This window comes from Herbaspirillum seropedicae (genome assembly GCF_001040945.1).
In the GTDB taxonomy this organism is placed as follows: Bacteria; Pseudomonadota; Gammaproteobacteria; order Burkholderiales; family Burkholderiaceae_D; genus Herbaspirillum; species Herbaspirillum seropedicae.
Genome location: NZ_CP011930.1, coordinates 1,687,831 through 1,711,038, shown reverse-complemented (window position 1 = coordinate 1,711,038; position 23,208 = coordinate 1,687,831). Strand labels below are relative to the sequence as shown.

The following is a 23,208-nucleotide window of genomic DNA, read 5'->3' as shown; positions in this document are numbered from 1 at the left end:
CATGGCGCATGGATCTTCTGTTTCCCTCAAGCGGGTGGGCCTCACCATTGGCAGCAATGACATCATGGCCGGCATCGATCTCGATATCCGCGCCGGTGAATTCGTCTGCCTGCTCGGCCCCTCGGGCTGCGGCAAGTCCACCCTGCTCAACGCCATTGCCGGCTTCCAGGATGTCAGCGGCGAGATCAGCGTGGACGGCAAGCGCGTCAAGGGTCCGGGGCTGGACCGTGGTGTGGTGTTCCAGTCATCGGAGGCGCTGTTCCCCTGGCTGAGCGTGCGCGAGAACGTCGAGTACGGCCTCAAGCTGCGCGGCGTCGCCAGCGCCGAGCGGCGCGCCGCGGCCGAGCGCTATGTTTCGCTGGTGGGTCTGAAGCACGCCATCGACAAGTTCCCCGCCGAACTCTCGGGCGGCATGCGCCAGCGTGCGCAGATTGCGCGGGTGCTGGTCAATGAGCCTTCAGTGGTCTTGATGGACGAACCCTTCGGCGCGCTGGATGCGCAGACCCGCGAGGTGTTGCAGAGCGAGCTGGACCGCATCTGGAAAAGCACCGGCTGTACCATCGTCTTCGTCACCCACGACATCTGGGAAGCCATCCTCCTGGCCGATCGCGTGGTGACGATGACCGCCGGTCCACGCGCCCATATCAAGACCATCGAAGAAGTGCACCTGCCGCATCCACGCGATCCGGCCGATCCGGCCTGCATGGCGCTGTATGCGCGCATCCGCGACGACATCGGCGCAGAAGTCACGCGCGTATTGCGCGCCCAAGGTTTGCTCGAAGAGGAATCAGTCAAATGACGCAGTACACACAGACAGCCACGCCGACGGCGCAAGAGTCGGCCATGCCATCCAACCTGGGCCGTCGCCTGAAAGCCGCCCGGCCCTTCCTGATCTCGGTGATCGCCATCGTCGGCGGCCTGGTGCTGTGGCAACTGGTCTCGCTGACCACCTCGCCGCTGTTCCTGCCATCCGTCTCGATGACCTGGGCGGCGGCGCTGGAGCTGATCAGCGACGGCACCCTGCAGCAATCGGTGCTGGCCTCCTCCGGCCGCATCCTGGCCGGCTGGGGCGCGGGGGTGGTGATTGGAGTGCCGCTGGGCATCTTCATGGGCCGCTTTGAAACGGTGCGGCAGTTGCTCGATCCGTACATCGAGTTCTTCCGTTTCATCCCGCCCATCGCCTTCGTCACGCTGGCGGTGATCTGGCTTGGCCCGGGCGAGCTGTCCAAGATCGCACTGATCTTCTATACCACCGTCTTCATCGTCACCTTGAACACCATTGCCGGCGTGCAGGCGGTGAACCCGCTGCGCCTGCGGGCGGCCGCCTCGCTGGGGGCGGGACAGTGGAAGATCCTGAGCACCGTGATCCTGCCCTCGACCGTGCCATTCATGGTCACCGGTGCGCGTATCGCCATGGGCAATTCCTTCCTCACCGTGGTGTCGGCCGAGATCGTCTCGGCCCGCGAAGGACTGGGCGCCTTGATCTGGACAGCGCGCAACTTCAGCCGCACCGAGTGGGTGTTCGTGGGCATCATCGCACTGGGCATCCTCGGCTACCTGTTCGACCGCGTATTGCGCGTAGCGACCCGCAAGCTGCTGGCGCGCTATCTTTGACCGCCAGCATGCGGCGGGTCTGCTCCCATCGCCGCATCACTGCATCGTCACTGCTGACCGCCGGCGCAAGCCGGCGGTCGGACTTATCTTCATCAACAAGACAGAGACACTTCACCATGACCGATCTCCACCAGGAAATCCTGCAACTCAAACGCCGCCTCGACGTGCTCGACGCCGAAGCCGACATCCGCCGCATCCAGGCCCGCTACATGTTCCTGTGCGACACGCCCTGCCCCGAACCGGTGGCCGATGATGCCGAGCGCATCGAGAAGATCCTCGAACTCTATGCCGAAGACGCCATCTGGGAAGGCGTGGGCGCCTACTACGAAGGCCAGTTCGGCCAGGCCGTCGGCAAGGACGCCATCCGCAAGCACTTCCAGGCCTTCTGGGGCCAGAAGAAGGATCCGGCGCTGCTGCTCAACGTGCATTACCTCACCTCGGAACAGATCCACGTCAACGCCGAATGCACGCAGGCAGATGGCCAGTGGGTGCATTGCCAGCCGTGGATCTTCGGGGATGGTTCGTCGCTGCTGCGTTCCAGCCGGCTCAACAACCTGTTCAAGAAGGTCGATGGCGTCTGGAAGATCGCCCGCACCCGTACCGAGAATGTCTTCGTCGCGCCCTTGACCTCGGGTTGGGCCAACAATGTGCCGAGCTATTCGGTGCTGATGAAAGACTAATTTTTTATATCAATATCATCCAGCGCGTTAGCGTCATTCATACCGATGCATCCCAAGCCTCCCGCCATCCGCCGCCAGTTCGTCGCCACCAGCGCCGGCCCATTGCACCTGGCCAGCGCTGGCGAGGGCTTCCCGGTACTGCTGTTGCACCAGACGCCCCGTTCCTGGGACGAGTTTCGTGACGTGCTGCCCCTGCTGGGACAGCGCTACCGCGCGCTCGCCCTCGATACGGCGGGCTTTGGGGATTCCTGCAGGCCCGCTTTGCACGAGCACTCCATCGAGCGCTGGGCGCAACTGGCGGTGGAGGTGATGGATCAGCTGGAGATCGGCAAGGCCGCCGTGGTCGGCCATCACACCGGCGCCGTCACGGCCATGGAGATCGCAGCGGCAGCGCCTGATCGGGTGGCGGCGCTGGTGCTGTCATCCTGCCCGTTCAACGATGCCGCCCGCCGCACTGCTCACGCGGGCAAGCGCACCATTGACGATGTGCCGGTACGTGAGGATGGCGGCCATCTGCAGGAATTGTGGCAGCGCCGCCAGCCCTACTATCCGGCGGGCGATACCGACCTGCTCTCGCGCTTCATCGTCGATGCGATCAAGGCGGGACCGATGGCCTCCCACGGCCACGTGGTGGTGCGCAATTACCTGATGGAAGAACGCATTGGACTGGTGCGCGCTCCCACCCTGGTGCTGCGCGCCGGACGCGATCCGCACGCCGCGCCCTATGGCGAGCGCATCGCCCAGGCCATTGCGGGGAGTCGCTTGCAGACGCTGGAAGAAGGCATGGTGCCCATGCCCGACCAGATGCCTGAACAGTTTGCCCAGGCGGTCATGACCTTCCTGCAACGCGTTTGCTGAAGGGCAGGCGCTGGGGCGCAGGCCCCATGGGATTCAATCGCGGGAAAAAGCGTAGTCCCGTTCGACCTTGCAGATCCGCGTCTTGTAGGCCTGGTACCACTGCTCGCGGCCCAGGCGCTGGGCCATCTGGTGATCCAGGTCGCGTTTCCAGGCGGCGATGGCTTCCAGGCTGGACCAGTAGGACACGGTGATGCCCAGCTCTTCGCGCGCCGATTCCACGCCCAGGAAGCCGGGCTGGCGCGAGGCTGCTTCCACCATCGCCTCGGCCATCTGGCCGTAGCCATGATCGCCCTCGGTGCGCAACGAAGTAAAGATGACGGCGTAATAGGGAAGATCTCCGGTGGCGGCAATGCGCATGGTCTGGCTCCAGGAAATGAGGATCGGCGGCGGGGAACGCTGCGTGCGCTCCCGCCCGAGGGCGTCATTGTGACGGTTTTCACGCACCTGCGCTGGCTGCAACGCCAGCCTCCGGCTACCCGATATCGAGCACCAGCCGCCCGCGCGTGACCTCGCCTGCCTCTATCCTCTGGTGCGCCCGTGCAATCTCCTGCATCGGCAACACCCCGCTTACGGCAGGCCGCCAGACGCCTTGCTGCGCCAGCGCCGCCACCTGTTGCAAGATGGACTGATCCTCCACGATCAGCGCACGCCTGACGGAGACACCGAACTCCTCGCCCCGCTCCCGTATCGGTGCGGCCACCAGCCAGACCAACTGCCCGCCCCGTCGCAGCATGCGATAGGACTGGTCGTGCGCGGCCCCGCCCACCAGATCGATCACCACATCCTGGTCGCGCACACGGCCCAGCTCATCGCGGTCATAAGCGAGCACACGCGAGGCGCCCAGCGCGGCCACATACTCGACATTGCTGCTGCGGCAGCTCGCCGTCACCTCGGCGCCCAGGTGCGCCGCCAGCTGCACCATGAGACTGCCCACCGCGCCCGAACCCGCATGGATGAAGACCTTCATGCCGGCCGCAATGGGAGCGGTCTGCATCAACGCAATCCAGGCGCTGCAAGCCGGCTGCAGCAGTGCAGCGGCCTGCTGCATGGACAGCACATCGGGCTTGCGCACCACCTGTTCCTGCGGCAGCACCAGCTCGGCCAGCGTCGTGCCGCGTCCCGCCATGGACGGCATGACGCACACCGCCTCACCGACTTGCAGTGTGTGCACGCCTTCGCCCAGCGCCGTGATGACGCCCGCACCATCGCGCCCCGGCACCTTGGGCAAGTCCAGCGCTACCAGATGTTGCAGCCGGCCCGCGCGCAGCTTGGTATCCACGGGCGCCACGCCGGCAGCCTGCATGGCCACGCGCACATGTCCGGGCGGCAAGGGTTGTTCATCGAGGTCGCACAGATGGAGTACGGAAGGCGGTCCGTACTGGTGATAGCAGATGGCGCGCATGATGGGGATGGCGGGGGCGGAAAAATCAGTCGGCCCTGTAGTGTCGACGCAGCCTTGCCGATGGTCAAATCAACGCAACTGATGCGCCCTATCGGGCGCAATCATCATGGCTGCCGCGCCCGAACATCTCGATGAGCAAGCTGCGCAGCCACTGGATGCCGGTGTCGCCCGAGAAGCGCGTGTGGGTGTAGATGCTTACCGGAATGCGCGGCATCTCCAACGGCAGGTCCAGCAGCACGAAGGCATGGTCGAGGTTGTTGCGCTCGGCGATGCTGCGCGGCAGGAACAGCGCCAGGTCGGTGATGCGCACGATCTGCGGCGCTACCGTGAAGTGCGGCATGCGCAGCGCGACGTCGCGCTTCACGCCCGCATTGCGCAGCACATCCTCGGCCAACTGGTGGCCGGTGGTATTGGTGACGGTGTAGACGTAGCGCAACTGCAGCAGGTTCTCCAACGTCAGCGGTCCCTGCGCCAGCGGATGTTCCCGACGCAGCATGCAGATGTAATCGTCATAGAGCACCAGCTGGCTCTGGCAGTCTTCCGGCAGGCCGGGCAGGTAGCCGAAGGCCAGGTCGACGTCGCCATTGCGCATGGCTGCGCCCAGGTTTTCCATGGCCATCTGCTGCACCTCGATCGACACATGCGGCGCCGCATGGGCCAGCTCTTCCATCAGCAGCGGCAGCACGTGGCTGCACGACATGTCCGACATCACCAGGTGGAAGGTGCGGGTGGCCGTGGCCGGGTCGAACTGTGCGTGGGTGTGCAAGGCCTCCTGCAGGATGTCGAGCGCGCGTGCGATGGGCTCATGCAGGCGAATGGCCGTTTCGGTCGGCACCATGGCGCTGGTGCTGCGCACGAACAGCGGATCATCGAACATCTCGCGCAGGCGGCGCAGTGCATGGCTCACCGCCGGCTGCGTCAGGTGCAGGCGCTCGGCGGCGGCGGTGAGGCTGCGCAGCTCCCAGATGACGATGAAGGTCTTGAGCAGGTTCAGGTCGGCTGCGGCGATATTCATTTGCTTCATGCGGAACATTCCAGACAATCATTTGACCCGTGATTTGCTCAGGGTCTATTGTTCATCCCAGGACGCAGGCTGTTGCAAGCACTGCGTTCTCCCTCTCACCGGCTGGCCGGCCTGCGCCGGATGGCGCTACTGATGGTGCTAGTCATAGTGTCAGTAATGGCGCAAAGGATACGAAGCCTGGTGCCGGATGTCACCTCATTTTTGGATGGACCTACCATGAAGCAAGACTTTCGCGACGCCATGGCGCGCCTCTCGGCGGCCGTCAACATCATCACCACCGACGGTCCCGCAGGCCGTGCGGCGATGACGGTCAGCGCCGTCAGCTCGGTCTCGGATGAGCCGGCCACGGTGCTGGTCTGCATCAACGTCAGCAGCGCAGCGCATCCTATCCTCGTTGGCAATGGCCGCCTGTGCATCAACATCCTGGCCGCGCATCACGAAGACGTGGCGCGCATCATCGCCGGCATGACCGGGCTGGCCGCCGAGGAACGCATGGCGCAGGTGCGCTGGGAGATGGGTGACTACGGCCAGCCGGTGCTGCCGGATGCGCTGGCGGTGCTGGAAGGGGATATCGTGTTGCAGCAGCAGACGGGGACGCATAGCGTGCTGTTCGTGGAGATCCGGCATATCCGCCTGGCGGCGGCGCAGGCCGATGGACTGGCTTACTTCGGGCGCAGGTTTCATCGGATTGCGGCGGGGGTGGCAGTAGCAGCATGAAAGCCACCGCATTGCCCACGCGCAAATGCGGTAAGTCACGCAAGAAAAAACCGCCCAGCAAGCTGAGCGGTTTCGGTGGAACAGCAAGAACGCAGCCGGCCTACACCGCCAACTGCTGCAAATGCCGATTGACCGCCTCGAGCACGATGGCGTCCACACCCGCCCCTTGCGTCTTCTCGATATGTTCCAGGAAGGCCTTGCGCATGCGCGGCTCCCAGAAGCGCTTGAGATGGGTGGCCAGGTCGGCGATGGCCTGATCGCGGTCGGGCATGGTGGAAAAGAAACTGCCAATCTGGTTGGCCATCTTGACCAGGTGTTCGGTATTCATAGGGGGTCTCCTCCTGCTCTGTTCGTCAATCCGTCAATCCGTCAGTCCACCAATCCATCAGTCCAACAATCGATTCGCCCAGGCCCGCAATTCATCGCAGGCGATGCGGCCGTGCATACACCACATGCCCCTGCTTGCGCACAAAGCCCAGCAGCGTCACATCGGTCTCTTCGGCCAGCCTGATGGCCAGCGCGGTCGGGGCCGAGACGGCGGCGATGAAGCTGATGCCCACCGTGGCGGCCTTCTGCACCATCTCGTAACTGGCGCGGCTGGTGATGATGGCCGCGCCCTGGGCAAAGTCCTCGCCCTCTTCCGCCAATGCGCCGATGAGCTTGTCCAGCGCATTGTGGCGACCCACATCTTCCCGCACCAGCACGATGCGCCCGGAGGCGTCCATCCACGCCGCCGCGTGCGTCGCGCCCGTGGCCTGCTGCAATTGCTGCCCCGCCTGCATCTGCTCGAAGGCCGCATGCACCTGCTGCACCGAGAACGAAGCTCCGCCCTGCACCGCCTGCGGATGACGTACCGCCTGCTCCAGCGTCTCGGCCCCGCACAGGCCGCAGCCGGTGCGGCCAGTCAGGTTGCGGCGCTTTTCCTTGAGCGCCACGAAGCGCTCGGTGGCAATGCGCATCTGGACCTGCACACCTTCGCAGCCGGGCACGATCTCGCATTCATACAGCTCGCTGGGGTCGGCCAGGATGCCTTCGGTGAGCGAGAAGCCCAGCGCGAAATCTTCCAGGTCGGCGGGCGTAGCCATCATCACGGCGTGCGAGATGCCGTTGTATTCCAGCGCGATCGGGACTTCCTCGGCGACCACATCCTCCACGGTCTCGCGCTGGCCGTCGCGCCAGCGATCCACCTGCACGTGGGTGAAGGTGGCGTAGTCGCCGGTGCTGTCATCGATGAGGGGGCTACTGGGCTTGCTGGTGTTCATGCTGTCCTGCTGGATAGGTTGGGCTCGTGTCTGCGGAAATCATGGCAGCACGAGCCCGCCAGGGCTGCGCTGCCTACTTCGTCACCAAGGGCTCGGCCTGCGCCTGGCCCTTGAGCAGATCGAGCTGCTCGCGGTTGAAGCGCTGGTAATGCTGCTGCCATTGCGAGGGCTGCGTCACCGGCATCACCTGCACCGCCGTCACCTTGTACTCGGGGCAGTTGGTGGCCCAGTCGGAGTTGTCGGTGGTGATCACGTTGGCGCCCGATTCCGGGAAGTGGAAGGTGGTATAGACCACCCCCGGCTGCACCTTCTCGGTCACGGTCGCGCGTAGCACGGTCTGGCCTGCGCGCGACTCCACACCGACCCAGTCGCCCTCGCGGATGCCACGATCCTCGGCATCGTGCGGGTGGATCTCCAGCCGGTCTTCACTGTGCCATTGCGAGTTCTCGGTGCGGCGCGTCTGCGCGCCCACGTTGTACTGCGACAGGATGCGGCCGGTGGTCAGGATCAACGGGTAACGCTGCGTCACCTTCTCATCGGTGGCGAAGTATTGCGTGTTGATGAACTTGCCCTTGCCACGGATGAAGCTGCCCACGTGCATGATGGGCGTGCCTTCCGGAGCCGACTCGTTGCAGGGCCACTGGATGCTGCCGAGCTTTTCCAGCTTGTCGTAGCTCACGCCATGGAAGCTGGGCGTCAGGGCGGCGATCTCATCCATGATTTCCGAGGGGTGATTGTACGGCATCGGGTAACCCAGCGCTTCAGCCAGCGCCACCGTGACTTCCCAGTCGGACTTGCCGGCCTTGGGCGGCATCACCTTGCGCACGCGCGAGATGCGGCGCTCGGCGTTGGTGAAGGTGCCATCCTTTTCCAGGAAGGACGAACCGGGCAGGAAGACGTGCGCATACTTGGCCGTTTCATTGAGGAACAGGTCCTGCACCACGATGCATTCCATGGCCTGCAGGGCCGCAGCGACGTGCTGGGTATTCGGGTCCGATTGCACGATGTCCTCGCCTTCGCAATACAGGCCCTTGAAGCTGCCGTCGAGGGCCGCATCGAACATGTTGGGAATGCGCAGGCCCGGCTCCGGGTTCAGCGTCACGCCCCAGGCCTGCTCGAACTGGTTGCGCACGGTGGAGTCCGAAATGTGGCGATAGCCCGGCAGTTCATGCGGGAAGGAACCCATGTCGCAGGAACCCTGCACATTGTTCTGGCCCCGCAGCGGGTTCACGCCCACGCCTTCGCGACCGACATTGCCGGTGCACATGGCCAGGTTGGCAATGCCCATCACGGTGGTCGACCCTTGCGCATGCTCGGTCACGCCCAGGCCGTAGTAGATCGCGGCATTGCCGCCGGTGGCGTACAGGCGAGCCGCGCCACGGATGATCTCGGCGGGCACGCCGGTGATGGCAGCCATGGCTTCGGGCGAATTGTCTTCGCGCAGGACGAATTCCTTCCAGTCCTGGTACGACTGCAGGTCGCAGCGTTCCTGGATGTAGGCTTCATCCTGCAAGCCCTCGGAGAGGATCACGTGGGCCAGTGCGGTGATGATGGCGGTATTGGTGCCGGGGCGCAGCTTGAGGTGATAGTCGGCCTGGATATGCGGCGACTTGACCATCTCGGTGGTGCGCGGATCGATCACGATCAGCTTGGCGCCCTGGCGCACGCGGCGCTTGATCTGCGAGGCAAAGACCGGATGGCCGGCCGCCGGATTGGCGCCCATGATGAGGATGACGTCGGACTTCATCACCGATTCGAAGGTCTGGGTGCCGGCCGATTCGCCCAGGGTCTGCTTGAGACCGTAGCCGGTCGGCGAATGGCACACGCGCGCACAGGTATCGACGTTGTTGTTGCCAAAGGCGGCGCGCACCAGCTTCTGCACCAGATAGGTTTCTTCATTGGTGCAGCGGGAGGAGGTAATGCCGCCGATGGAGTCCTTGCCATGCTTGGCCTGGATGCGGCGGAATTCGCTGGCCGCATAGGACAGCGCTTCTTCCCACGAGACTTCGCGCCAGGGGTCGTTGATGCTCTTGCGGATCATGGGGTTCAGGATGCGGTCCTTGTGGGTCGCATAACCCCAGGCGAAACGGCCCTTGACGCAGGAGTGGCCCTGGTTGGCCTTGCCGTCCTTGTACGGCACCATGCGCACCACTTCATTGCCCTTCATCTCGGCCTTGAAGGAACAACCCACGCCGCAGTAGGCGCAAGTGGTGACCTTGCTGTGCTCGGCCTGACCCAGCATGATGACGGTCTTTTCCGTCAGGGTGGCAGTCGGGCAAGCCTCCACGCAGGCGCCGCAGGAGACGCATTCGGATTCCATGAAGGCTTCCATCTGCCCTGCCGACACACGCGATTCGAAACCGCGTCCGTTGATCGTCAGTGCAAACGTGCCCTGGGTTTCTTCGCAGGCGCGCACGCAGCGGTTGCAGACGATGCACTTGGAAGGATCATAGGTGAAGTAGGGATTGGATTCATCCTTCTTCATCTTGGTGTGGTTCTCGCCCTCGTAGCCGTAGCGCACTTCGCGCAGGCCGACCACGCCGGCCATGTCCTGCAGTTCGCAGTTGCCGTTGGTGGGACAGGTCAGGCAATCCAGCGGGTGGTCGGAGATGTAGAGTTCCATCACGCCGCGCCGGATCTCGGCCAGCTTGGGGGTCTGCGTCTGCACCTTCATGCCCGGCTCGCAGGGCGTGGTGCAGGAAGCCGGATAGCCCTTCATCTTGCGGCCATCCTTTTCGATTTCCACCAGGCACAGGCGGCAGGAACCGAAAGGTTCCAGGCTGTCGGTGGCGCATAGCTTGGGCACGTTGATGCCGGCCTCGACCGAGGCGCGCATGACCGAAGTGCCGGCCGGCACGGTGACTGCCACGCCGTCGATCTCCAGCGTGACCATGTTGTCCGAGGCACGCGCGGGGGTGCCGTAATCCGTTTCATTGAGCTGGTTCATGTGCAACTCCTTGCATTCGCTGATTCGCTGGTTCGCTACTTCGCTGACGGGATCAGGCCGCCTGTTCGCTGGGCGCGCCGAAGTCTTCCGGGAAATGGTTCAGGGCCGACAGCACCGGGAACGGCGTCATGCCGCCCATGGCGCACAGCGAGCCATTGACCATGGTGTCGCACAGGCTCTTCAACAGATGGATCTGTTGCGCACGGTCGTCATTGGCGATGATCTTGTCGATCACTTCCACGCCGCGTGTGGAGCCGATGCGGCAAGGGGTGCACTTGCCGCAGGATTCCACGGCGCAGAACTGCATGGCGTAGCGCGCCTGCCGGGCCATGTCCACACTGTCATCGAAGGCCACCAGGCCACCGTGGCCGATCATGGCGCCGATGGCGGCAAAGGCCTCATAGTCCAGCGGCGTATCGAACTGCGACTGCGGCAGATAGGCGCCCAGCGGGCCACCCATCTGCACCGCGCGAATTGGGCGACCGCTGGCGCTGCCGCCGCCGAAGTCTTCCAGCAACTGGCGCAGCGTGAGGCCAAAAGCCTTCTCCACCAGCCCCCCCTGCCGGATGTTGCCGGCCAGCTGGAACGGCAGCGTGCCATGCGAGCGACCCACGCCGAAGTTCTTGTAGAAGTCTGCACCGCGCGCCAGGATCACCGGGACCGAGGCCAGCGAGATCAGGTTGTTGATCACGGTGGGCTTGCCGAACAGGCCTTCGATGGCCGGCAGCGGCGGCTTGGCGCGCACCACGCCGCGCTTGCCTTCCAGGCTTTCCAGCATGGCCGTTTCTTCGCCGCAGATGTAGGCCCCGGCGCCCTTGCGCACTTCCAGGCGGAAGGACTTGCCGGAACCCAGGATGTCATCGCCCAGGTAACCCTGTGCATGGGCAATGGCGATGGCTTGCTCCAGGGTGGCAATCGAATGCGGATATTCGGAGCGCACGTAGATGTAGCCTTCGGTCGCGCCCACGGCGACACCGGCAATGGTCATGCCTTCGATGAGGGTGAAGGGATCGTCTTCCATGATCATGCGATCCGAGAAGGTGCCGGAGTCCCCTTCGTCGGCATTGCAGACCACGTACTTCTGCGCCGATTGCGCGCGCAGCACGGTCTGCCATTTGATGCCGGTCGGGAAGGCCGCACCACCCCGGCCACGCAAGCCGGAAGCTATCATCTCCTGGACGATGGCCTCGGGCGTCTTGGCCAGCGCATTCTTCAGGCCCACGTAGCCTTCGTGGGCCAGGTAGTCTTCCAGCGAGAGGGGATCGATGATGCCCACGCGGGCGAAGGTGAGGCGCTCCTGGTTCTTCAGGAAAGCAATCTCTTCGGTCAGCCCCAGGTGCAGCGCATGCTGGCCGCCTTGCAGCAGGCCCGCATCGAACAGCCCGGCGACATCTTCCGGCGCCACCGGCCCATAGGCCACGCGGCCCGCCGCCGTGGCCACTTCCACCAGCGGTTCCAGCCAGAACATGCCGCGCGAACCATTGCGCACCAGCTTGATGGACTGGCCGCGTTTGTGCGCCTCGGCGGTGATGGCGGCGGCCACTTCATTGGCGCCCAGCGCCAGTGCGGTGGAGTCGCGCGGAACGTAGACGGTCACGGTATCGTTAGCGCTCATCATGCCTCCCGCTTGGCCTGGATCAAGCGCTTGAACTTGTCGGCATCGACGCGGGCGTGCAGCTCGTCATCGAGGGTGAGGTTGGGACCGATGGCGCACTGGCCCAGGCAATACACCGGCTCCAGCGTGAACTGGCCATCGGCGCTGGTGTCGTGGAAGCCGCAGCCCAGCACGTTCTGCGCATGCTCGGCCAGGGCTTCGCCGCCACGCGCCTGGCAGGCTTCGGCGCGGCAGACCTGCACCACATGCCGGCCCGCCGGCTCCTGGCGGAAGAAGTGATAGAAGGAGATCACCCCATGCACCTCGGCGCGCGAGACATTCAACTCCCCCGCGATCATCGGCACCGCATCGGCGGGGATATAGCCGACTTTTTCCTGGATGCCATGCAGGATGGGGAGCATGGCGCCGGCCATCTCCTTGCGCTCGGCGATGATGCCGCGCACCGCCGCCACGTCGAAAACCTGTTGCCTCTTCATTGATGCCTCCTGTGTTGCCTTGATGCGGACCTTGTCCCTCTCCCGGAGGATCTTCTGCGGACCGCGCAATTGACGAATGAAAGGGATGGAACCGCGCCTACGGCGGCGCAGCCTGCGGAAAGCAGATCAAGGGATGGGAAGAACAATGCGGCGGCGTGGCGCTGCCCCGGTGAAGGGCGCGCACCGTCGTGCCTGACGAACCAGCTAGTCTCCGTTCTTGCATGTTCTCCCTGCCTTTAGGGGTTGGTCTGAACACTGCGGATGCTGGCCTGCCCTTACCGGGTGGGCGGGCCATGCTCCTGTTTTTTTTGATAGTCGCTGACACAAGCTGCCCTGGTTCACGTGGCCATGGCAGCTTGTGTCAGCGGCTTTCGCCGCTGCGGTCCTGCGTGCAGGCCGGGTGGAGCCGGCCTGCGGGTGAAACGAAATGACTAAACTGCTAGATCAGCAAACTACGTAACTAATTAATTACGCAACTAATTACGTAACTTAATTACGTGACTGGGTCAGCAAGCCATCAACGGAACAGCACCGCCGACTTCTGCAGCACCAGGGTGATCCCCCAGATCAGCGGAATACCGACAGCCGCCCAGGCCAGACCGATGAAGACGGGGTTGCCGCCGCTGCCGATCTGGGACATGTCGCCCGAACCGGCAGTGACTGCGGCATCGGCCGCCGACTTTTCGTGGGCCAGTTTCTTTTCATGGGCCAGTTCTTCCGGCGTCATGAAGTGCTTGGCTGCGACCGGGCGGATCAGCAGGTTGCAGATCAGGCCCAGGATGAGCATGCCGGCCAGGATGTACATGGTGGTGTTGTAGACCTCGTTCTTGGGCATGCCCTGGGCCAGCTGGTACTCACGCATGTAGTTCACCACCACCGGACCGAGGATGCCGGCAGTGGCCCACGCGGTCAGCAGGCGGCCGTGGATGGCGCCCACCATCTGGGTGCCGAACAGGTCGGCCAGGTAAGCCGGCACGGTAGCGAAGCCGCCGCCATACATCGACAGGATGATGCAGACCGCACCCACGAACAGCGGGATGTTGCCGGCCTTGGCCGACCACGGCAGGCTCACGTACAGCACGAAGCCCAGCACGAAGAAGATGGCGTAGGTCATCTTGCGACCGAAGAAGTCCGAGCACGACGCCCAGGCGAAACGGCCACCGATGTTGAACAGCGAGATCAGGCCCGTGAAGCCGGCAGCCAGCGCTGCGATGGCGGTCTTCTGCTCGACCGAGAGGTCATTGAAGCCGATGTTTACGCCCAAGAGCTTGCCGCCGAACACTTCCTGCAGCATCGGCGAGGCGATGCCGATGACGCCGATACCGGCCGACACGTTCAGGCAGAGCACCAGCCACACCAGCCAGAACTGGGGAATGCCCCAGACCTTGGAGACGTGCACGTGGTTCTGGGTGATCATGGTCGCCGAGGACTTGGCCACCGGCGGGGTCCAGCCAGCCGGCTTCCAGCCGGTCGGCGGCACGCGGTAGCCGAAGGCGCCGGCCATCATGAAGACGAAGTAGATGACGGCCATGACCACGAAGGTTTCCCACACGCCCACCGAAGTGGGGGTGGCGAACTTCTTCATCAGCGCATCAGCCAGCGGGGTGCCGACCAGCGCGCCGCCGCCGAAGCCCATGATGGCCATGCCGGTGGCCATGCCGCGACGGTCAGGGAACCACTTGATCAGGGTCGACACGGGCGAGATATAGCCCAGGCCCAGGCCCACGCCGCCGATCACGCCCGAGCCCAGCCACATCAGCCAGATCTGGTGCGTCTTCACGCCCAGGGCCGAGATCAAGAGGCCGCCGCACCAGCAGATGGCGGCCACCACACCGGCCTTGCGGGGACCGGCGTGTTCCAGCCAGCCACCCCAGAGGGCCGCGGAGATGCCCAGGAGGACGAAGAACATCGTGTACATCCAGCCCAGCATGGAAATCTTCCAGTCACAGGAGGACGAGAAGACCTGGGCGAAGAAACCGACATCGGCGCCGCAGGCGATGGGCGCGGTCACGCCCAGGGCCTTGGACAGCGGCAGCCAGAACACGGAAAAACCGTAGGCCATACCGATGCAAAGGTGGATTGCGAGTGCTGCTGGCGGGACCAGCCAGCGATTGAAGCCAGGCTTGGCGACTGTGTGTTCCTTGTTCAGGAAATCGAAAGCCATTATTCCTCCGGATATTTTATGAGTGATGTGTGTAGGTAAAACGAAGGAAGGAGGTCGCGGCAAAGCCGGTAGGAACGGGTCGTGAAACCGTTCCATCTTTGCGACGATGTCCTTCTCTTGTATTTATATATGTACAACGCCGCATATATTTTCTATCATTTATGCGGAGTGACGCGAAATTATCACCGATAAACGGGCGTTTCAATATGCTTTATTTTTCTTAAATGTACAAAGTCCACATCAAACCCCACTGGGAAATCGCCTACGACAACGAGGCGCCGCTGGACACCGCCAACCTGCTGATGTTGCTCACCGCCATCCAGCAAAGCGGTTCCATCGCCCGCGCGGCGCAGTTGACGCGCTACTCCTACCGCCATGCCTGGGGCCTGTTGCGCGAGGCCGAACGGCTGTTCGGCAATGCCCTGATCGAGAGCGGACGTGGCCGTGGCACCACACTCACCGATTTCGCCAGCAAGCTGCTGTGGGCGGATCGCCTGGTGACGGCGCGCCTGTCCCCGACGCTGGACAGCCTGGCCTCGGAGCTGGAAGTCGAACTGGGCAAGACCGTCGAGGGCAAGGCCGAGAAAGTGCGCCTGAACGCCAGCCATGGTTTTGCGGTGGCGGCCCTATTGGGCAAGATCAATGAAGCACGCCTGCCGGTGGAAGTGCGCTATCGCCACAGCACCGACGCCGTGGCCGCGCTGTCGCGCCAGGAGTGCGACCTGGCCGGCTTTCATGTGCCGCTGGGAGAATTCGAGAAGCCGGCCATCTCCACCTACGCCAAATGGCTCAACAAGCGCAGCGACTGCCTGATCCACCTGGCCATCCGCAACCAGGGCCTGTTCGTGGAACCGGACAATCCCAAAGGCGTGCGCAACCTCACTGACCTGATCCGCACCGACCTGCGCTTCGTCAATCGCGAAGCGGGCTCGGGCACGCGCATGCTGCTGGAGCTGATGCTGGCCGGCGCGGGCATTCCGCACAAGAAGATCAACGGCTTCGAGAACACCGAGTTCACCCATTCGGCGGTGGCTGCCTTCATCGCCAGCGGCATGGCCGACGTCGGCTTCGGGGTGCAGACCGCCGCCCATCGCTTCGGACTGGGCTTCATTCCGCTGGTGCGCGAGCGCTATTTCTTCGCCCTGCCGGCGGCTTCGCTACACGATCCGCTGATCCGCGCAGTCATCGACATCCTGCAATCGGACAGCTTCCGCAAGGTGGTCAACAACCTGGCCGGCTACGACGCCACCGAGATGGGCAAGATCCAGACCATCAAGGAAGCCTTCGGCTGATCCCCACGCCTGGCAGCCGCCCGCGCCGCTCTTGAAGGCGCGCGGCGAAGCGGCTACACTGCCGCCCCTGACCCGCAACCGCCCGGCTGCGGGTCGTTTCTTTTCTGCCTGATCGCTTCATGAACCTCGCTGCCCTCGACACCCGCCTGCTGCAATTGCTCGACGCCGTCCTCGACGAAACCCACCTGGCGCGCGCCGCCGCGCGGGTGGGCATGTCCTTGCCAGCCGCAGCCAGTGCGCTGGAACGCTGCCGCCAGTTGCTGCGCGAACCGCTGCGCCAGGCGCTGGCCGAACGCCACGCCGCATCGGCCAGTGCCGGCGCAAGCGCCCAGCCGCAGCGGGTGCGCATCCTCATGCCGGATTATCCGGCGCAGGTGGTGGCGCAGCCGCTGTACCGCGAGCTGGCCGACAGCGCTGGCGCGCTGACGCTGGAGTTCCAGCCCTGGCAGGGCGACGCCCATGCCGCCGCCAGCCTGGAAAGCGGCCACACCGAACTGGTGCTGGGAGCCATCACGCCCAATGCATCGCTGCGCGTGCGCGACGTCCTGCAAGAGCGCTGCGTGGCCGTCATGCGGCGCGACCATCCGGCCGCGCAAGGACTGACCCTGGCCAAATGGCTGGCCCATCCACAGCTGCGCATTTCTTGTCACGACACCTTGAATCGCATGCTCGATGAGCAGCTCGCCACCCAGGGCCACCGGGCGCGCATCGGCATGGTGATCCCCAATTTCCTGATGGCCCCGGCCCTGCTGCACGGCTCCGACCTGATCGCCCTCATGCCCATGCACTGCGTGCCTGCGGCCAGCGCGGCCCACCCGGTGGCGCTGAGCTGCCTGCGCCCGCCCCTGCCGCTGGATGCACCGCCGCTGCGGCTGCTGCACCATCGCCGCCACGCCGAGCACGCCGCTGTATCACAGGTGGCGCAAGCGCTGGAGCGCATCGTGCGGCAGCATCTGGATGGGCGCTGAACATTGAGCGTTGAGCATTCTGCAGCGCAGAGTGTCGAGCACGAAGCCATTGCTCCCACCTACCGTTCGGACTGAGTAGCGCCGCAGGCGCGTATCGAAGGCGCTACGGACCTCGCGTCTTCGATACGCCGCTCACGCGGCTACTCAGTCCGAACGGGAGAGGATGCACACTCACCCGCGCCCTCCCCCTAGCTCAAAGCATTGAGCGCAGAGTGTCGAGCACGAAGCCATTGCTCCCACCTACCGTTCGGACTGAGTAGCGCCGCAGGCGCGTATCGAAGGCGCTACGGACCTCGCGTCTTCGATACGCCGCTCACGCGGCTACTCAGTCCGAACGGGAGGGGGATGCGCACACTGCCAACCTCCGACTCTCCCTGTCCTCCCTATCAAGCCATGGCCGGCAACACCGCCACATCCAGATGCTTCTGCAAGAAGCGCACGCATTCCCGCACCTTGGCCGAATTCTTCAACTGCAGGGGATAGACCGCACACAAGTCAGCCTCCTGATAATACTGAGGCAACACCCGCACCAGCCGGCCGCGCTTGAGGCTGTCGGCCACATCCCAGGCCGAGCGCAGGATGATGCCATGACCATCGACGGCCCATTGATGGATGATCTCGCCGTGATTGGAGGCCAGCATGCCCGAGACCTTGACCGTCTCCACTCCCTTGGGCCCCATCATGCGCCAGATGCCAAAGGACTGGTTGCGCTCGCGGATCACCAGGCACTGATGCTGGCGCAGCGCAGCCAGGTCTGCAGGCAGGCCATGTTTCTTGAGATAGGCCGGGCTGGCGCACAGTACCCGCTGGCTGGGCAGGATGCGCTTGGAGAACAGATGCGGCTCATGCCCCGCCCCCACGCGGATATCCAGATCGATCCCCTCATTGACCAGGTCGATCTGCCGGTCCACCAGCTCCAGCTGTATCTTCAGCTCCGGATGTTCGCTGGCAAAGCGCGACAGCAAGGGCGAGACCACCTTGCGTCCCAGCCCGAAGCTGGTGCTGATCTTGAGCAACCCACGCGGCACGCGCTTGGCGCTGCTCACTGTCTCCATCATCTGCTCGACGTCATCCAGGATCCTGCGCGCCCATTCATGGACATTGCCGCCCTCTTCGGTCATGACCACGCTGCGCGTGGTGCGATGGAACAGCCGCACCCCCAGGGCCTGCTCCAACAGGGCGATGCGCTTGCTGATGTAGGCGGGTGATGCGCCCACCTCGCGCGCCGAACCCGCAAAACTGCTGTGGCGCGCCACCACGCAGAACAGGCGCAGGTCTTCCAGCAAGGGAGTATTGTTCACGATATGTAGCCATTGAGATCCACGATCCGTGGATTATAGCCCCGTCCATGATCCCCTCCTCCGGCCTGGCGAGACACGGCGCATCGTCTGCAAAGCCGGCCAGATCTCCCGCAACTGGCCGAAATGTGGCAGTCTTGCACCATCGCAACGAATTCTCTTGGAGACATCGGCATGAGCCTCATCGACGAACAGGAAGTCCCGCCCGATCTTCCCCACATCCAGCGCATCGAAGTCAACCAGCTGCAGTGCCTGCGCGTGCAGACTGCGCGGGCAGAACTGCTCATTGCCGAACAGGGCGCGCAGGTGCTGCGCTACCAGGAGCATGGACAGGAACCGCTGATCTGGATGAGCGAAGAAGCCGCCTTCGAGGCCGGCAACTCGGTGCGCGGCGGGATTCCCGTCTGCTGGCCCTGGTTCGGCGACCTGATGCGCAACCCGCCGCAGGTACAATCGCTGCACTCGGGCGGCCGCCTGCCCGCGCACGGTCTGGTGCGCGGCATTCCCTGGCTGCTGATGGAGAACGCCATCGAGGGCGACAGCGTGCGCCTGGTGCTGGCCATCCCGCCCACCAGCGAATCGCCGGCGCTGCGCCACCTGCCGCCGGGCATCGAGCTGCGCCTGGAGATCCTGCTGGACGACCGCCTGCACCTCAAGCTCACCACCCGCAATGGCAGCGAGCAGCATCTCGCCCTCACGCAGGCGCTGCATAGCTATTTCGCCGTCAGCAGCATCCACGACGTCACCATCGAAGGCCTGGAAGGCCACCGCTATATCGAGACCCTGGAAGGCTGGGCCGAGCGCGAGCAGAAGCGCGCCCTGGTGGTCAGCAGCGAAACCGACCGCATCTACCTGGACCTGCCGCCGCGCCTGTCCATCCGCGACGATGGCTGGAACCGCCGCATCCAGATCGAGGCCAGCGGCTCGACCTCGGCGGTGGTCTGGAACCCCTGGGTGAGCAAGGCGCGCCGGCTGTCACAGTTCGCCGATGACGCCTGGCAACGCATGCTGTGCGTGGAAACGGCCAACGTGATGGAAGACCTGGTGGAACTGGAGCCCGGCGCCGAGCACACCCTGGGCGTGACGCTCTGGAGCGAGAAAGCGGGCGGCTGATCCGCCCTCCCCTGGGCCGTCGATGAGGCGCTGACCGTGCTGGCAGCGCCTTTTTTGTCGCCTGGCGTTTTCGGCATCATTCACGATTCGTGTTTTATGGAATCACCAGTTCGTGGATGATCGCAACAGGGAAGCGCTCTATGATGAAGCCCATGACGCGCTCGCCGTGAACTCTTGATGAGTCCGTGATGCGCCCGCCTTCCATCGTCCAGTCAGAGCAGAGGAGCACAAGAGATGAGCAAGACCCACAGGATCGCCGTCATCGCCGGCGACGGCATCGGCCAGGAAGTCATGCCCGAAGGCCTGCGCGCAGTCCAGGCCGCCAGCAAGAAATTCGGCATCGACATCGAATTCACCCACTTCGACTGGGCCCACTGCAACTACTACGCCGAGCACGGCAAGATGATGCCCGACGACTGGTTCGAGCAGTTGAAGGGATTCGAAGCGATCTACTTCGGCGCGGTCGGCTGGCCGGCCACGGTGCCGGACCACGTCTCGCTGTGGGGTTCGTTGCTCAAGTTCCGGCGCGACTTCGACCTCTACGTCAACCTGCGCCCGGTGCGCCTGATGCCCGGCGTGCCCTGCCCGCTGGCCAACCGCAAGCCTGGCGACATCGACTTCTACGTCGTGCGCGAGAACACCGAAGGCGAATATTCCTCCATCGGCGGTCGCATGTACGAAGGCACCGAGCGCGAGACCGTGATCCAGGAATCGGTGTTCAGCCGCAAAGGCACCGACCGCATCCTCAAGTTCGCCTTCGACCTGGCGCAAAGCCGCCCCAAGAAGCACCTCACCTCGGCCACCAAGTCCAACGGCATCGCCATCACCATGCCCTACTGGGATGAGCGCGTCGAAGCCATGGGCGCGAAGTATCCCGACGTGCGCCGCGACAAGTACCACATCGACATCCTCACCGCGCACTTCGTGCTGAACCCGGATCGCTTCGACGTGGTGGTAGCCTCCAACCTGTTCGGCGACATCCTCTCCGATCTCGGCCCGGCCTGCGCCGGCACCATCGGCATTGCGCCCTCGGCCAACATCAACCCGACCCGCGAACTGCCCTCGCTGTTCGAGCCCGTGCACGGCTCGGCCCCGGACATCTTCGGCAAGAACATCGCCAACCCGGTGGCCATGATCTGGTCGGGCGCGATGATGCTGGACTTCCTCGGCGACGGCCAGGGCAAGTACCGCCAGGCCCACGACGCCATGCTGGCCGCCATCGAGACCGTGCTGGTCAATGGCCCCACCACGCCCGACCTGGGCGGCAAGAGCAACACCGCCGAGGTCGGCCAGGCGATTGCAGCAGCGATCTGAGCGGCGCTGACCGGACCTGGCGGCGCGGGTCCGGTCAGCAGCCCTGCCCCTACCCCTGCCCTTGCCTTTGCCTGCTTGCGGCGGCATCCGGCGATTTCCCTGAGATTGCAGCATGTCAATTTGCGTAGACATGTTAGGATTACTGCAACTCAATTTCTCGCGATCGGCAGGTTGGACATGGTGGCAAGGCTGGACACGGCAAAGCACTGGGTGCTGGCGCAACTGCTCTTCTGGAGCATCGTGCTGATCCTGATGCTGGAAGACGATGTCGCCATGCTGGCCATGATGATGAGCTGACGCGACGCCGGCCCCGATATGGATAGTGTGTTTTCCTTTTTTTCTGCGCGGCGCGCAGCGCTGCTGCTGGGCGCGGTGCTGGCCACGACTGGCCTGACGGCCCATGCCGAATGGTTGCCGCTGGGTGAGAACAGCATTGGCAGCTTCTTCATCGACAAGAGCAGCATCGTCACTACGCGCAGCGTGCGCCAGGCACAGATCCTGCTGAACTGGCACCGGCCGCAACTGTTGATGGGCCAGGGCAGCAAGACGTATTACCTGTCCGAGATCTCGACGGCCTACTTCGATTGCGGCAACCGCCAGTTGGGCTTTGGCAGCCGCAAGATGTATGCGCAGGCCGATGGGCGTGGGCAGTTGCTGCTGGCGCCGCAGCTGGCGTATTCGGACGTGAAATTGCAGGATCCCATCCCTGGTTCCACCGGTGAGCGGGCCATCGAGGCGGTGTGCGGTAAATAATTTCCGCGCCCGGCATGGCTGACCGTGTTGAGGGCTTGCTCCTCGGAGCGAAATCATACATAATTGCCGGCTTGCGTCGCCGGGATGGCGGAATAGGTAGACGCACGGGACTCAAAATCCCGCGCCGCAAGGCGTGCCGGTTCGATTCCGGCTCCCGGCACCACACAGTATTAGTTAGTATTGAACGAAGTCCGATGATGTTCTTAAACCCGCATGTCTGCCGACACAGCGGGTTTTTTATTGTCTGCAGGATTGGCTAACTTCTTTCAGCATCACCCCCCCATCCTCCGTGTGTCGAACACCCTCGCAGCCGGCGAGAACTTTTTCCCCGACTGCCTGTCTCTAAGTCGCTTATGCCAGCAAGGCGCACCGTCATCGCAACATTTGTCTTTGCGCAAACAGGTCACAAACAATCCATCGCCCGCCGATGGGGATAATGACAACGACAATGAGGCCAAGCACATGATTCCCGCTTCCCCGAACTCTTCGGGCCAAGGTCTGCTGCCATTGAACCTGGCCACTTCGGAGGCCCCCTCCGCTGTCCTCGCGCCCCTGTTCGGCGCTGGCCTCTGGCATCGCGCGCCTGACCACCATGAGGACGCGGAATTTGCCATGGAGCGGCTCAAGGTCGTTGCGGCCAGAGCTGATCGCGAAACAGATAAATCAACAGGACACACTCAATGGGCGCTCCGGACAAAGTAGAGTCGCAGACCAATACGACGGAAAAATCCTGCAAGGAACTGAAGTGCGACTGCAACCTGATGTGGTCGATGATCCAGCAGATGAGCACCAAGCGCCTGTGCACCCTGCATGGACGCAACGAAGGCTCCATCATCCCGGTCTTCAGTGACCGCGCCCGGCGCATCTCCGCCACGTATGCTCGCTTCTATCTGGAGAAGGAAGACTATGGCGAGCCGACCAAGAAGGGGCGCTTCTACTGGATGGCGCTGGGCGCCTTCGCCAGCAAGACGGTGGCCTGTTCACTGGACGATCTGCGGGTGCCGATCATCGATCCGGTATTCAAGGGCTTGGCAAAAGGCAATCTGTGGCTGTTCTATGACATCAGCGGATGGCACTGGTATTACACACGCTTTCGCAACAGTTTCGATCAGTGCGTCTCGTGCCGGGACGCCTCTGCCTACATCAAGCCGGTCAAGGACCAGGTAGCCAACTATCCCTGGATGGATGAAGCGCTGCCCAAGATCGCCAACATGCACAGGCACGACCACATCGTCGAGGCATTCGACCTGGTCAAGCAGATCGAATCCAGCAGGCCGGGCGAAGACCAGGAACGACTGAAGTACCAACATCTCATCGCCATCGCCAATCATGAGCAAGGCGTGATATTGCAACCCCTGATCTACGATGACGCCTGTTTTGCACGTTGGGTATGGGTGCAGCGCTTGCGCGGCATCCGCTCGCTCTCCCCAAAACTCCAGATGGCCTTCACCAGCGCCTGCGACATCGACGACCAGAAATTGAAATCAGAGGCGCCCAAGGAGACCGTTCTGGAAGATTTCCAGAGTCGTATGCAATGGATTACCAGCGTCGCCGATATCTTCCATGACCTGATGCAAAGGCAAGGAGCGTACATGGAAAGCCAGTTGAATGCGATGGCGGGTTGGGTCAACATGGACCAAATGCAGAACTATCAACCGACCTACATGTTTGGCGCACCGCTCTGAATGCCACCACTGCGATGATACGAAAA

Annotated in this window: 22 protein-coding genes and 1 tRNA gene; 13 read left to right on the top strand and 10 right to left on the bottom strand. The window is 63.6% G+C overall.

What is annotated here, in order from left to right:
• Position 1 precedes the first annotated feature (1 nt).
• The 4 genes from ACP92_RS07445 (at position 2) to ACP92_RS07430 (ending at position 3,152) form a co-directional block, all read left to right on the top strand.
• Positions 2–799: an ABC transporter ATP-binding protein gene (locus ACP92_RS07445; RefSeq protein ID WP_013233505.1), complete on the top strand. Its 798-nt coding sequence runs from the start codon at positions 2–4 to the stop codon at positions 797–799.
• Positions 796–1,614: an ABC transporter permease gene (locus ACP92_RS07440; RefSeq protein ID WP_041310420.1), complete on the top strand. Its 819-nt coding sequence runs from the start codon at positions 796–798 to the stop codon at positions 1,612–1,614. Before ACP92_RS07445 ends, ACP92_RS07440 begins: the two co-directional genes overlap by 4 nt.
• Positions 1,615–1,730: 116 nt before the next feature.
• The gene (locus tag ACP92_RS07435; protein WP_013233503.1) at positions 1,731–2,294 is read left to right on the top strand and encodes a nuclear transport factor 2 family protein; all 564 of its coding nucleotides are present in this window, start codon (positions 1,731–1,733) and stop codon (positions 2,292–2,294) included.
• A 45-nt stretch (positions 2,295–2,339) separates the two neighbouring features.
• Complete coding sequence (locus ACP92_RS07430) at positions 2,340–3,152, top strand: alpha/beta fold hydrolase (protein ID WP_013233502.1); 813 nt, start codon at positions 2,340–2,342, stop codon at positions 3,150–3,152.
• A 33-nt stretch (positions 3,153–3,185) separates the two neighbouring features.
• Here the strand turns inward: ACP92_RS07430 and ACP92_RS07425 are convergent, their stop codons facing one another.
• The 3 genes from ACP92_RS07425 to ACP92_RS07415 all read right to left on the bottom strand — a co-directional run bounded on the left by ACP92_RS07425 (position 3,186) and on the right by ACP92_RS07415 (position 5,578).
• The gene (locus ACP92_RS07425; protein ID WP_013233501.1) at positions 3,186–3,509 is read right to left on the bottom strand and encodes an antibiotic biosynthesis monooxygenase family protein; all 324 of its coding nucleotides are present in this window, start codon (positions 3,507–3,509) and stop codon (positions 3,186–3,188) included.
• A gap of 115 nt (positions 3,510–3,624) precedes the next feature.
• On the bottom strand, positions 3,625–4,554 hold the full coding sequence (locus ACP92_RS07420; protein WP_013233500.1) for a quinone oxidoreductase family protein: 930 nt from the start codon (positions 4,552–4,554) through the stop codon (positions 3,625–3,627).
• An 88-nt stretch (positions 4,555–4,642) separates the two neighbouring features.
• Complete coding sequence (locus ACP92_RS07415; protein WP_013233499.1) at positions 4,643–5,578, bottom strand: LysR family transcriptional regulator; 936 nt, start codon at positions 5,576–5,578, stop codon at positions 4,643–4,645.
• A 216-nt stretch (positions 5,579–5,794) separates the two neighbouring features.
• On the opposite strand from ACP92_RS07415, the gene ACP92_RS07410 reads away from it, so the two are divergent.
• Positions 5,795–6,295: a flavin reductase gene (locus ACP92_RS07410; protein WP_013233498.1), complete on the top strand. Its 501-nt coding sequence runs from the start codon at positions 5,795–5,797 to the stop codon at positions 6,293–6,295.
• 100 nt (positions 6,296–6,395) lie between these two features.
• Here the strand turns inward: ACP92_RS07410 and ACP92_RS07405 are convergent, their stop codons facing one another.
• From ACP92_RS07405 to ACP92_RS07380, 6 genes are all read right to left on the bottom strand, one after another.
• Positions 6,396–6,623, bottom strand: coding sequence for a formate dehydrogenase subunit delta (locus tag ACP92_RS07405; RefSeq protein WP_013233497.1), 228 nt, complete (start codon positions 6,621–6,623; stop codon positions 6,396–6,398).
• A 91-nt stretch (positions 6,624–6,714) separates the two neighbouring features.
• The gene (gene fdhD / locus ACP92_RS07400; RefSeq protein ID WP_013233496.1) at positions 6,715–7,557 is read right to left on the bottom strand and encodes a formate dehydrogenase accessory sulfurtransferase FdhD; all 843 of its coding nucleotides are present in this window, start codon (positions 7,555–7,557) and stop codon (positions 6,715–6,717) included.
• 73 nt (positions 7,558–7,630) lie between these two features.
• A complete protein-coding gene (fdhF, locus tag ACP92_RS07395) occupies positions 7,631–10,504 on the bottom strand; it encodes a formate dehydrogenase subunit alpha (protein ID WP_013233495.1) in 2,874 nt (957 codons plus the stop codon).
• A 52-nt stretch (positions 10,505–10,556) separates the two neighbouring features.
• Positions 10,557–12,119 (bottom strand): formate dehydrogenase beta subunit, encoded by a 1,563-nt coding sequence (locus tag ACP92_RS07390; RefSeq protein ID WP_013233494.1) that lies wholly within the window; start codon positions 12,117–12,119, stop codon positions 10,557–10,559.
• Positions 12,119–12,595 (bottom strand): formate dehydrogenase subunit gamma, encoded by a 477-nt coding sequence (locus ACP92_RS07385; RefSeq protein ID WP_013233493.1) that lies wholly within the window; start codon positions 12,593–12,595, stop codon positions 12,119–12,121. The genes ACP92_RS07390 and ACP92_RS07385 overlap by 1 nt, the downstream gene beginning before the upstream one ends.
• A 517-nt stretch (positions 12,596–13,112) precedes the next feature.
• Complete coding sequence (locus ACP92_RS07380) at positions 13,113–14,759, bottom strand: OFA family MFS transporter (RefSeq protein WP_048348515.1); 1,647 nt, start codon at positions 14,757–14,759, stop codon at positions 13,113–13,115.
• A 224-nt stretch (positions 14,760–14,983) separates the two neighbouring features.
• Between ACP92_RS07380 and ACP92_RS07375 the strand changes: the two genes are divergently transcribed.
• Both ACP92_RS07375 and ACP92_RS07370 read left to right on the top strand, forming a co-directional pair.
• The gene (locus tag ACP92_RS07375) at positions 14,984–16,051 is read left to right on the top strand and encodes a substrate-binding domain-containing protein (protein WP_013233491.1); all 1,068 of its coding nucleotides are present in this window, start codon (positions 14,984–14,986) and stop codon (positions 16,049–16,051) included.
• Positions 16,052–16,170: 119 nt separating this feature from the next.
• Positions 16,171–17,019 carry a LysR substrate-binding domain-containing protein gene (locus tag ACP92_RS07370; protein ID WP_013233490.1) on the top strand — a complete coding sequence of 283 codons (849 nt, stop codon included), beginning with the start codon at positions 16,171–16,173 and terminating at the stop codon, positions 17,017–17,019.
• A gap of 386 nt (positions 17,020–17,405) precedes the next feature.
• On the opposite strand, the gene ACP92_RS07365 is transcribed toward ACP92_RS07370, so the two are convergent.
• On the bottom strand, positions 17,406–18,320 hold the full coding sequence (locus ACP92_RS07365; protein WP_013233489.1) for a LysR family transcriptional regulator: 915 nt from the start codon (positions 18,318–18,320) through the stop codon (positions 17,406–17,408).
• Positions 18,321–18,491: 171 nt separating this feature from the next.
• On the opposite strand from ACP92_RS07365, the gene ACP92_RS07360 reads away from it, so the two are divergent.
• From ACP92_RS07360 to ACP92_RS07330, 6 genes are all read left to right on the top strand, one after another.
• Entirely contained in the window at positions 18,492–19,430 is a 939-nt protein-coding gene (locus ACP92_RS07360) for a D-hexose-6-phosphate mutarotase (protein WP_013233488.1), read from the top strand.
• Positions 19,431–19,664: 234 nt separating this feature from the next.
• Positions 19,665–20,744, top strand: coding sequence for a tartrate dehydrogenase (locus tag ACP92_RS07355; RefSeq protein ID WP_013233487.1), 1,080 nt, complete (start codon positions 19,665–19,667; stop codon positions 20,742–20,744).
• Between the two features lie 324 nt (positions 20,745–21,068).
• Positions 21,069–21,497, top strand: coding sequence for a surface-adhesin E family protein (locus ACP92_RS07345; RefSeq protein ID WP_420809672.1), 429 nt, complete (start codon positions 21,069–21,071; stop codon positions 21,495–21,497).
• A 78-nt stretch (positions 21,498–21,575) separates the two neighbouring features.
• Positions 21,576–21,660 (top strand) — tRNA-Leu (locus ACP92_RS07340).
• A 50-nt stretch (positions 21,661–21,710) separates the two neighbouring features.
• Positions 21,711–22,199 (top strand): hypothetical protein, encoded by a 489-nt coding sequence (locus ACP92_RS24530; protein WP_156181750.1) that lies wholly within the window; start codon positions 21,711–21,713, stop codon positions 22,197–22,199.
• On the top strand, positions 22,178–23,182 hold the full coding sequence (locus tag ACP92_RS07330) for a DUF2515 family protein (protein ID WP_013233484.1): 1,005 nt from the start codon (positions 22,178–22,180) through the stop codon (positions 23,180–23,182). Before ACP92_RS24530 ends, ACP92_RS07330 begins: the two co-directional genes overlap by 22 nt.
• Positions 23,183–23,208 lie beyond the last annotated feature (26 nt).